This is a genomic window from Mesorhizobium sp. M2A.F.Ca.ET.067.02.1.1 (genome assembly GCF_004023285.1).
GTDB lineage: Bacteria > Pseudomonadota > Alphaproteobacteria > Rhizobiales > Rhizobiaceae > Mesorhizobium.
Map to the genome: position 1 here is coordinate 1 of NZ_RZSB01000155.1, position 9,703 is coordinate 9,703.

At 63.7% G+C, this 9,703-nt stretch carries 10 protein-coding genes; all 10 read right to left on the reverse strand.

Going from position 1 to position 9,703, the window contains the following annotated elements; genetic code table 11:
• Positions 1-692: ribulose-phosphate 3-epimerase (locus tag EOA28_RS13550; RefSeq protein WP_128314954.1), on the reverse strand; the 692-nt coding region annotated here is incomplete at its 3' end.
• Positions 689-1,516, reverse strand: coding sequence for an alpha/beta fold hydrolase (locus tag EOA28_RS13555; RefSeq protein WP_127249177.1), 828 nt, complete (start codon positions 1,514-1,516; stop codon positions 689-691). The genes EOA28_RS13550 and EOA28_RS13555, both read right to left, overlap by 4 nt.
• Positions 1,516-2,334: a sugar phosphate isomerase/epimerase family protein gene (locus EOA28_RS13560; protein WP_126081271.1), complete on the reverse strand. Its 819-nt coding sequence runs from the start codon at positions 2,332-2,334 to the stop codon at positions 1,516-1,518. Before EOA28_RS13560 ends, EOA28_RS13555 begins: the two co-directional genes overlap by 1 nt.
• Positions 2,334-3,410 (reverse strand): Gfo/Idh/MocA family oxidoreductase, encoded by a 1,077-nt coding sequence (locus EOA28_RS13565; protein ID WP_128314955.1) that lies wholly within the window; start codon positions 3,408-3,410, stop codon positions 2,334-2,336. The genes EOA28_RS13560 and EOA28_RS13565 overlap by 1 nt, the downstream gene beginning before the upstream one ends.
• Before the next feature lie 4 nt (positions 3,411-3,414).
• Entirely contained in the window at positions 3,415-4,236 is an 822-nt protein-coding gene (locus EOA28_RS13570; protein WP_127249180.1) for a sugar phosphate isomerase/epimerase, read from the reverse strand.
• A gap of 32 nt (positions 4,237-4,268) precedes the next feature.
• Complete coding sequence (locus tag EOA28_RS13575) at positions 4,269-5,111, reverse strand: carbohydrate ABC transporter permease (RefSeq protein ID WP_126081274.1); 843 nt, start codon at positions 5,109-5,111, stop codon at positions 4,269-4,271.
• 5 nt (positions 5,112-5,116) lie between these two features.
• On the reverse strand, positions 5,117-6,013 hold the full coding sequence (locus EOA28_RS13580) for a sugar ABC transporter permease (protein WP_042639037.1): 897 nt from the start codon (positions 6,011-6,013) through the stop codon (positions 5,117-5,119).
• Positions 6,014-6,139: 126 nt separating this feature from the next.
• Entirely contained in the window at positions 6,140-7,387 is a 1,248-nt protein-coding gene (locus EOA28_RS13585; RefSeq protein ID WP_127249181.1) for a sugar ABC transporter substrate-binding protein, read from the reverse strand.
• A gap of 111 nt (positions 7,388-7,498) precedes the next feature.
• Positions 7,499-8,644, reverse strand: coding sequence for an ABC transporter ATP-binding protein (locus tag EOA28_RS13590; protein WP_127249182.1), 1,146 nt, complete (start codon positions 8,642-8,644; stop codon positions 7,499-7,501).
• Positions 8,645-8,730: 86 nt separating this feature from the next.
• A complete protein-coding gene (locus tag EOA28_RS13595; RefSeq protein ID WP_127249183.1) occupies positions 8,731-9,681 on the reverse strand; it encodes a PfkB family carbohydrate kinase in 951 nt (316 codons plus the stop codon).
• Positions 9,682-9,703: the final 22 nt, after the last annotated feature.

Genomic DNA, 9,703 nt, shown 5'->3' on the forward strand with positions numbered 1-9,703 from the left:
GCCATGCGCCGCGCGAGGTCGGGATCGCCAAAGGCGAGCGAGCCCAGCACCACAGTGTCTGCGCCTGCGGCGCGCAGCAGCGGCACCGTCTCGTGGCGAATGCCGCCATCGGCTGCCAAAATGATGTCGGCCTCGCGCCCGGCCTGTCGCATCAGCGCGCGCGCCTCGATCAGTCGCGGGCAGGCCTTTTCGGACAGGCTTTGCCCCTTGACGCCGATCGCGGTGCCGAGCAGCGTCACGAAGGCGACGTCAGGCAGGAACGGCTCGATCGCGTCGACCGGCGTTTCTAGCCGCAGCACCACGCCCGCCTCGGCGCCGAGCTCATGCGCCAGTTTCACCGCGCGCAACCCGGCCTCGCCGTTTTCGGCGTGGATGGTGACGAGGTCGGCGCCGGCCTCGATGAACTGGCGCGTCTGCGCCTCGACGATTTCCGCCTCGACCATCAGATGCACATGGATCGGTTTGGCGGTCAGCCTGGCGATGCGTGCCACCAGATCCGGGAAGAACAGGAAGCCGGGGGTGAAGCGGGCGTCCGCCACGTCGATGTGGTGCAGGTCGGCATGGGCTTCGATCCGCTTCAGGTCGCGCTCCATGTTGGCGAGATCCGCCGACCAAAGCGAGAATTCGCCGATGAGCCGGTTGCGCGGCAGCGCGGCTATGGCCGCCGGTCCGGAGAGAAGTTTGGCGATCATGACGGAATGAGGCTCCGGGCTTTCGAGTGGGAATGAAGGAAGAAGTTGATCTGCTCATGCAGCTCGGCGAAATGCTTCGCGCTGTCGCGCGCCTTGGGCGTTACTTTCGTGAAGGTCGCGCCGGGTATTGCCGCAGCCAATGCATAGGCGGTCGACAATGGGTGCACGGCATCGATTTCGTTGCCGATGACCAGCGCCGGAATGTCGAGCGCGGCAGCGTCGCGTTCCGAAACGCCGGGTCCATCGCCGGCGATGTCGGCAAGCACCCGCGCGAAGGCTTTGGCGTCGGGCCGGTCGAAATAGCCATGCAGCGAAGCGAGATTGTCAGGCGCGTCGCGGTAGAGCCGCGTGGCGGTCTCGGATTGCGCGAAGATCCTCCTTGCCTCGTCGGCGCTATGTTCGAGGATGAGCTCGGCGGCCTCGGCGATCGGTTCCATGTTCTGCGGCGCTGGCGAAAACGTCCATGCCGGTCGCAGCAGGATAAGGCCTGTGACGCGCTCCGGATGGCGGCAGGCGAGGCGCAGCGCGATTCCTGCGCCCATCGAGACGCCGCCGGCAACGAAGCGGTCGAGGCCGGCCCGGTCGGCCGCGGCAAGCACATCGTCAGCGAACATTTCGAACGAGAACGGTCGCCGTTCACCGAAGCCTGAGCCGCCATGGCCGCGGCATTCCAGCGTGATACGGCGGAAGCCGGTGGGGCAAGTCTGGGCGACCTGCGCCTCACCGCCGCCGAGCCCGTGCTGGAACACCACCGCCGGGCCTTCGCCCGTGTCGGTGCGGAGCAGCGTCGCGCCGTCGCGAAGAAGCGCAATCTGGCCCGCCATCACACCAGCTCCTTGAGAAAACGCGCGACGCCCGGCGCCTCCCTGGCAGAGAGCCCATGCGTCACCAGCGGCCCGTCGAAGCCTGTGGCTTTCAGCCGGGCGATGAAGTCGGCGAAGTCGACCACGCCCTGTCCGGCCGTGGCAAAGCGGCCGTCGGCGAAGCGGTCCTTGGCATGCGCCAAAGAGACATGGCCAGCCACGCACTCGACCGCTTCGGCAACGATGGAGCGTGCCTGTTCGGCATTCGCTCGCTCGAACAGATTGGCTGGATCGAGCACGATGCGCAGCCGCTTCGAGCCCATCTCGCCGATCAGTCGTATCGCGTCTTCAGCCGATGTGACGATGTTGGCTTGTTCCGGCTCGATGCCGAGATCGATGCCGTGGCGCTCGGCAAGCCGAAGCGCCTTTTCCATCTCGCGCGCCATGTCGGCCCAGGCCGTGGGATCGGAATTGTCGGGATGGTACGCCCACTGATCCTCGGCGTTGCGCGTCCCGGTGCAGAGCGTGACGAGCGGGATCGAAAGCCTGGCCGCGGTTTCGATGACAACCGCCAGCCGTCGCAGTCCGTCCTGGCGCATCCGGCTGTCCGGATGCGCCATGTTGTATGTGCCGGAGAGAGCGACGAGACTGATTCCGGTCGCCTTGGCAGCGGCACCGACAGTGTCGATCGCCGCGTCCGGAACCGCGTCCGGCATCGACGGCAGGCCGGCGCAGGCGAGGTTGAACTGCGTGGCCGCGAAGCCCGCATCACGGACAGCGGCAAGCACGCCGGTCGGCTCGCTGCCCGGGAAGGTCTTGGCGAACACGCCGACCTGCATCAGACCGCTCCCGTCACGCTGGCGAGCGCGACGCGCTCGCCGCTCTCAACCGAGCGGGCGATCGCTACCATGGCGCGGATCGAGGCGAGCCCGTCCTCGACCGTGGCGCCGCGCTGCGGCGCGCCGTTGAGCACCGTGTCGGCGAGGCCCTCCAACTGGCGACGGAAGAAATGGCCGTCGGCGCCGAGCGGCTTGCGCGAGGTCGCGTCCTTCTCGTGGAAGATGTCGACCTCGCTGGCGCGGAAATACCAGGGATTGAAAGTCTTCGCGATCACCGAGCCGTTCTGGCCATAGAGCTGGAAGCCTTCGTGCCAGTCCATGCGCACGGCGACGGTGAGGTCGAGATGGCCGAGCGCGCCATTGGCGAATTCGGTCTCGACGAACCAGCAATAGGCGCCGAAGCGCTCGTTGAGGCGGGCACGAACGGCGGTGATCTCGCCGCACAGCAAGCGCGCCGTGTCGACGAGATGCGAGCCATGCGCCAGCATGAAGTACTGCCGCAGGTCCGCCTTCGGATTGCCGCCCGGCTTCTTCGCCAGCTTGCTTGTGATGGGCAGCGGCTGCACTGCGTCGGTGTTGGTGTAGCGATGGGTGGAATCGCAATACCAGGCCTTGAGCGCCAGGATCTCGCCCATCTCGTCGCGCACGAAATCGCGCGCCGCTTCCAGCGCCGGGTCGAAGCGCTTCATGTGCCCGACCTGCAGCACCTTGCCCGAGCGCTTGACCGCTTCGGCAAGCTTCTCGCCTTCCTCGACCGAGACGCCGATCGGCTTTTCGCACAGCACATGCTTGCCCGCTTGCAGCGCCTTGATCGACATCGGCACGTGATAGGCGTCCGATGTGGCGACAATCACCGCCTCGAGCTCCGGATCGGCGAGCATTTCGTCATAGTCGCCATACATCTTGCGCGGCTCGTAGGTGGCGCCCATCCGCGCCAGCAGATCGGGCGCCGCATCGCAGATCGCGTAGAGATCGGCGTTGCTTGCCTTCACGCAGGATTCCAGATGCGCGAACTGCGCGATCGGCCCGCAGCCGAGCACACCGACACGAAGGCGATGGTCTTGCTTGTGGATCATCGTCTCACGCCCCGTAGCCGCGCATGGTCTGGCGGTTGGTCTTGACCGCGCCGGCCGGATCGGCGGCGGCAGTCTCGGATTCCTCCTCAAGCACCAGCCAGCCGTTGAAGTTGGGGGCAGCACTTGCGATCTCGATCACCTTTGCCGTGTCGCAGACGCCCTTGCCGAGCATCGCCCAGGTGCCGTTCGCATCGACGTCCTTCAGATGCACGTAGCGGATGCGGTCGCGATAGGTCGTGAGCGTGTCGGCCATGTCCTTGTGGCCGCGCAAGATGTGCCCCGTGTCCGGCACCCAGCCGACCAGCGAAGCGTCGATCAACCCAAAGATGCTGTCATAGTCGGCGCGGTCAAACAGCAGCGTGTTGTGGTGCGAGCTCGGATGCACCGCGACCTGGACGCCGGCCTTGCGGCCGAGCTCGCCGGCACGGTTGTAGACTTCGGCCGCGATGGCAAACTTGTCCTCGCGCGGACCGTCCGACACGACCGTCGCCGAGCCCATCGACACCAGCGTGCCCGGAAAGGGGGCGGCGAAGTCGATCCAGCGCTTGGCTGTGTCGAGGTCCTCGCCAATTTTCTCTTTGAGCGTAAAGCCGCTTTTCGAGCCGAAGGCGAAGGAGACGAGCGTGAGGCCGGACGCCTTCAGCGCGGCGGCGAATTCGGCCGGCTTGTCGGCATAGCGGCCGATCATCGTGTCGGTGATCTCGATGCCGGCATAGCCGCCGTCGGCGATCGCCTTGATGAGATCATCGGGGCCGCCGGTGAACCGGTCTCCCAGCATTTCCCAGGTGAAGGTCTGGCAGCCGACTTTGAGGTCTCTCACGTTCATCCTTTCATTCCTTGGTTCTCCGCGGGACGTGCCTATTTGACCGAGCCCGCGGTCATGCCGGCGAGGAAGAACCTCTGGGCAATGAGGTAGATCAACAACAGCGGCAATGAGCCGAGCACGCTCATCGCCATCATCTGGTTCCATTCGAAAGCGTGCTGCCCCATCAGAAGCTGGATGCCGATGGGGACGGTGCGCATGGAGGTCGACTTCGTCAGCGTCAGCGCGAAGAGGAATTCGTTCCAGCACAACAGGAAAGTATAGACCGACGTCGCCACGATACCAGGCAACGAGATCGGCACGATCACCCGCCAGAGCGCTGTCCAACTGGTGCCGCCGTCGACGGCGACAGCTTCGTCGAGATCGCGGGGCAAGGTGTTCAGATAGCCCGTCATCAAAAGGATCGCGTAGGGCAGGGTGAAGACCAGATAGGTCAGGATCAGCGCGATATAGGTGTCGAAGATGCGATACGAGACGACGAGCCCGAAGAAGGGGATCAGAAGCGTGATCGGCGGGATGGTCTGCGTGCTGATGATGAGGGTGTTCAGGCTGCCCTTGCCGCGGAAATTGAAGCGGCTGAACCCGTAGGCCGCCAGCAAGGCGATCAGCACCGTCAGCACAGTCACCACGAAGGCCACGAAGTAGCTGTTGAAGAAGAAGCGCAGCTTGACCGGGTCGCCAAGGATCTCTGCATAGGCTTCCAGCGTGAAGGCCTTCGGCAGGATGGTCGGCGGCAGGGCGAAGATCTCGGTGTTCGATTTGAACGAGCTGCTCAGCATCCAGTAGATCGGGAAGGCCGCGAAAAACAGCCCCGCGACAAGCGCGATATGCAGCGCGACGGTGATCAGCCTGTCCTTCGTCGTGTGCCTTTTCCTCATGGTGATTACCGGGCCTTCTGATAACGGATGTAGAACAGCGTCAGGCCAAGCGAGATCAGCAGGATGACCACGGCGCTCGCCGACGCCTGGGACAGGTTGTAGCTCGAGAACGCCAGCTTGTAGGTGTAGGTGCTGAGCACCTCGGTCGAGTAGATCGGACCGCCGCCCGTCGTGATCCAGATCAACGGGAAGACCTGCATCGTCCAGATGAAATCGAGCAGCGAGATGCTGATGATGATCGGCATCAGCTGGGGAATGGTGATGAAGATCAGCTTCTGGTAGGCCTTCGCCCCGTCGATATCGGCGGCCTCGTAGAAATCCTTGGGGATGCCCTGCAGGCCCGCGAGCAGGCTGACCATGAAGAGCGGGTAGCCCGCCCAGATATTGGCGAAGGTGACGGCGTGCAGCGCGGTCTCGGGCGAGGAAAACCACTCGATCTTGGAGCCGATGAGACCCAGCTGCATGAGAATGCTGTTGACGACACCGTTGGGCTCGAGCAGCAGGCGCCAGATCACCGCTATGATCACCGCGGTGAAGAGCCAGGGCAGTATGTAGAGCACGCGCAGGATGTTGCGCAGCGTCGGATTGATGCGGTCGCTGTTCAGCATGAGCGCGAAGATCATGCCGATGGTCATGTGGAAAACGACGCTCATGCAGGTGAAGTAGAGCGTGTGCCACAGCGAGGCCCAGAACACGGGATCGGCAAAGATCGCCTGGTAGTGTTTCAGCCCGGCAAAGGACGGGTCGCGACGCAGCACCGCGCTGTTCTGGAACGAATAGGAAATCACCGTCACCATCGGCAGCAGCATGAGCAGGCCGATGATCACCAGCGAGGGCGACAGATAGAGATAGGGTGCGACCGTTCGTTTCAGTCTGTGACGGGAGCGCTTCTGCCGGGTCATGTGCCAACCTTGGGGTACGCCTTCGAGAGAAGGCGAGCTTCGCGAACACTCGCGTCGCCGGTACGTTGTTGCCGGGAGGCCTGCCCGAAGTCAGGCCTCCCGGTCGAAGATCGTGAAACAGGCCGATCAGAATTTAGCCGTCCATCCTTTCTGAGCGTTGGCCGCGGCTTGTTCCGGAGACTGCTCGCCGGCCAGCATCTTCTGGGCTTCGACGTCGAACTGGGTCATCAGGTCTTCCGCCACCGGCAGACCCGTGAACTCATTGGCGAGGTAACCGGTCTTGAAGATTTCGAAAGCCTTGCCGAAAGCCTTGTCCGAGGTCACGAAATCGGGCTTGGCGTTGACATTGCCCGGGAAGGCGTTGGCCAGCGACACCAGCTTGGCGTTGACCTTCTCGCTCATCAGATATTGGACGAGTTTCCAGGCCTCCTCCTGATGCTTCGAGCCGGCGGAGATGCCGATGCCCCAGGAGGCGTAGGGAAGACCGCGCTTGCCGTTGTAGTTCTCCACGACCGGGACCGGAATGAGGTCGAAGTTCAGCTTCGGATTGCGCTTGCGGATGAGGTTCACATGCGCGAGCGAGTCGATCATCATCCCCACCCGGTCGTTGACGAATTCCTCGACCTTTTCCTGTTCGGTCTTGGTGGCGATGCCGGGCGAGATGGTGCCCGCGTCGTTGAGCGATTTGACGAAGGTGAGCATGTCCACCACCGGCTTGCCCTCGAGGGCGGGCTTGCCGTCAGCCATCATCGACTGGCCCGACGCCCAGACCCACGACATCATGTCGTTCTGGACGCCGGACGGCGACTGCAGCGACAGCGGCAGCACCCAGCCATACTGGTTCTTGTCGGCACGGGTCATCTTCTTGGCGGCCTCGAGGAACTCCGCCCGGGTCGATGGCAGCTTGGTGACGCCCGCCTGGGCGGCGAGATCCAGATTGACGAATACCGGATAGACGAAGGAAGCGACCGGGAACATCACGGCCTTGCCGTCCACCTTGATGATGTCCGCGACTTGCGTCTTGTCGAACTTGCTCGCATCCATCATCGGGTTCATGTCGGCGAGCGCGTTCTGCGCGTTAAGATTGTTCACCCAGGCGCCATCGAGGCCGACGACATCGCTCAGCGTTCCGGTCGCCGCGCCGACCGAGATCTGATCCCGCGTGGCGGCATAGGGGCCACTGACCAGCGTCACCTTGATGCCGGGATTCGCGGCCTCGAATTCGTCCATGATCTTCCGCAGCGAGCCTGCGGGCAATTCGGGCTCCCACCATTGGGCGAATTCCAGGGTCGTGTCCGCCATGGCGCTGGTTGCGCCAAGCAGCCATGCGGCCGCGGCCATCTTCAGCATGGCGGGCTTTATCCGAAATGTCATTTTCTCCTCCTTCTTTGAGATCGGCCGCACAATGCGGGCGATCGTCTGGTTTATTCAGCAGTCTTCATTCGCAGGCGCTTCGCTCCCGCCTGCTGGCCTTGCCGCAAATCTTCAGATCGCCAGATGCGTTTCGGGATCGAAGAAATGGAGCTTGTTATCATCCAGGGCCAGCCGGATTTCCGAGCCGGAGCGGACTGCGCTTTCCGGTTCGAATTTTGCCACCGCATTCGACGCCAGGCCGAAATCCCTCACCGCGTCCGGGTCGCCTGAATCCACCCGGACCGCGTCGATGTTGAGATGGACGATGTGTTCGGACCCGAGCTCTTCGATCGAGGTCACCTTTGCAGGGATCGTCTGGTATTTGCGGCCGGATTCGAGGCTGCTGTCATAGAGATGCTCGGGCCGGATCCCGAACACGATCTTGCGCCCCGCATACGACCTCAAGCCCGGTCTTCGCTCGAAGGCTGCATCCCGCAGCTGGATGGCGAAGGTGCCGGCCGTCAGTTCGTCGCCCGTCAGCGTCCCTTCGAAAAGGTTCATCGAAGGCGAGCCGATGAAACCGGCGACGAAGGCGTTCACCGGCGATTCATAGAGCCGCTTCGGTGTGTCGACCTGCTGCAGCACGCCGCCTTTCAGCACCGCGACCCTGTCCCCCATCGTCATCGCTTCGGTTTGGTCGTGGGTGACGTAAATGGTCGTCACGCCGAGCTGCTTCTGCAGGCTGGTGATCTCGGCGCGCATTTGCACGCGCAGTTTTGCGTCCAGATTGGAGAGCGGCTCGTCCATGAGAAAAGCAGCCGGCTCGCGCACCATGGCGCGGCCCATGGCGACCCGCTGACGCTGCCCGCCGGAAAGGTTGGCGGGCTTGCTGTCCAGCAGCGACGTCAGCTGAAGGGTCTTGGCGATCTCGTCCACGCGCTTCTTGCGCTCGGCCTTCGGCTTGCCCGCCAGCCGCATCGAGAAGGCGATGTTTTCGAACACCGTCATATGCGGGTAGAGCGCATAGCTCTGGAAGACCATCGCGATGTCCCGGTCCTTGGGCGGCATGTCGACGACGTCTATGCCGCCGATGCAAAGGCTGCCGCTGGTGATGTCCTCCAATCCCGCGATCATTCGCAAGGCAGTGGATTTGCCGCAGCCGGACGGTCCAACCAGGATCAGGAACTCGCCATCCTCGATCGACAGGTTCAATCGGTCGATCGCACGAAAACTGTTCCCGTAGGTTTTGCAGATATTCTCAAGAATGACTTCCGCCATATTCCTCCCTCCACAAGTCAAAGCCGATGATTTTGTTCTTCGCCTTGGCTTTTTTGCTTGTGAGAATTTGCTCGGGTAGTTTCAGCCTATGTTCCGGGATCGAGGCGCGCATATTTCACTTCGACCGCCGATGGCGCGCTCGCCGATGCCAGCAATTCCGTGACTTGGTTGTCGGTCGGAAGCGCCTCGCGTCCGCCGCGCCCGGTTATCGAAAGCGCCGCCGCCGCGGCCGCGAGTGCCACCCGGCCCGCGGTGTCGGCTCCGCGCGTCAATGCATGGGCATAGGCGCCATGAAAGCAGTCGCCGGCACCGGTCGAGTCGACGATCGCAACCCGGTGCGGAGGCAGGTGCCAGAGCGTTGTCTCCTCGCGCCCGCGGTAATAGACGCCTCGGCCGCCGTCGGTCAGAACGACTGCGGATCGGGATGGCGACCACAAGGCATCAAGCATCTCGGCGGGCGCTCGGCAGCCCGTGGCGGTCCGCGCAAAGCCGAGCGGAAGAATGAGATGGTCGCAGAGCGCCATCAGCCTGTCCGTGGCTGGGCCGGCGCTCCATTCGACATCGCCGAGGATCGCGAGGCCGAGATCACGAGCCCGGGCCACGGCATCCAGCGAGCGGATCGCGTAGCTGTCGACGATCAGGACAGTCGCGCGGCTGAGGATATCGTCCGGAAAGTCCGGTGCGGTGCCCAGCATCGCGTCGTCGTCATAGGCGATGAACCGGTCCCCGTCCGAGCCGACGGTGATGCGCGAGCGTACCGGGCGCGCGTCGGGATGGCGTGGCGCGAATGCGGTTTCGACGCCGCTGGCGACGAGGTCGCACAAGGCGGCATCGTCATCGGCGCTGCCCAGCCACCCGATAAACCCGGCGCTTCCGCCAAGCCGCGCGACGGCGGCAAGGGCCGTCGCGACATTTCCGCCGAAAGCGCGCGTGCTTTGCAGAACCTTTCCCTTGCCCGCCGACAACGGCTGATCGACATAGACGATGTCGTCGATCGCAATGGCGCCGAAGCCGAGGATCGAGGGGACGGCGCGCATCGTTCAGGCGCCCGCCTTCGCG

Bases quoted from the DNA above. Each gene is read 5' to 3' on its own strand.
- EOA28_RS13585 (WP_127249181.1), bottom strand. From the start codon at position 7,387: ATGACATTTCGGATAAAGCCCGCCATGCTGAAGATGGCCGCGGCCGCA.
- EOA28_RS13595 (WP_127249183.1), bottom strand. From the start codon at position 9,681: ATGCGCGCCGTCCCCTCGATCCTCGGCTTCGGCGCCATTGCGATCGAC.
- EOA28_RS13565 (WP_128314955.1), bottom strand. From the start codon at position 3,410: ATGATCCACAAGCAAGACCATCGCCTTCGTGTCGGTGTGCTCGGCTGC.
- EOA28_RS13580 (WP_042639037.1), bottom strand. From the start codon at position 6,013: ATGACCCGGCAGAAGCGCTCCCGTCACAGACTGAAACGAACGGTCGCA.
- EOA28_RS13570 (WP_127249180.1), bottom strand. From the start codon at position 4,236: ATGAACGTGAGAGACCTCAAAGTCGGCTGCCAGACCTTCACCTGGGAA.
- EOA28_RS13575 (WP_126081274.1), bottom strand. From the start codon at position 5,111: ATGAGGAAAAGGCACACGACGAAGGACAGGCTGATCACCGTCGCGCTG.
- EOA28_RS13590 (WP_127249182.1), bottom strand. From the start codon at position 8,644: ATGGCGGAAGTCATTCTTGAGAATATCTGCAAAACCTACGGGAACAGT.
- EOA28_RS13560 (WP_126081271.1), bottom strand. From the start codon at position 2,334: ATGCAGGTCGGCGTGTTCGCCAAGACCTTCCCGGGCAGCGAGCCGACC.
- EOA28_RS13555 (WP_127249177.1), bottom strand. From the start codon at position 1,516: ATGGCGGGCCAGATTGCGCTTCTTCGCGACGGCGCGACGCTGCTCCGC.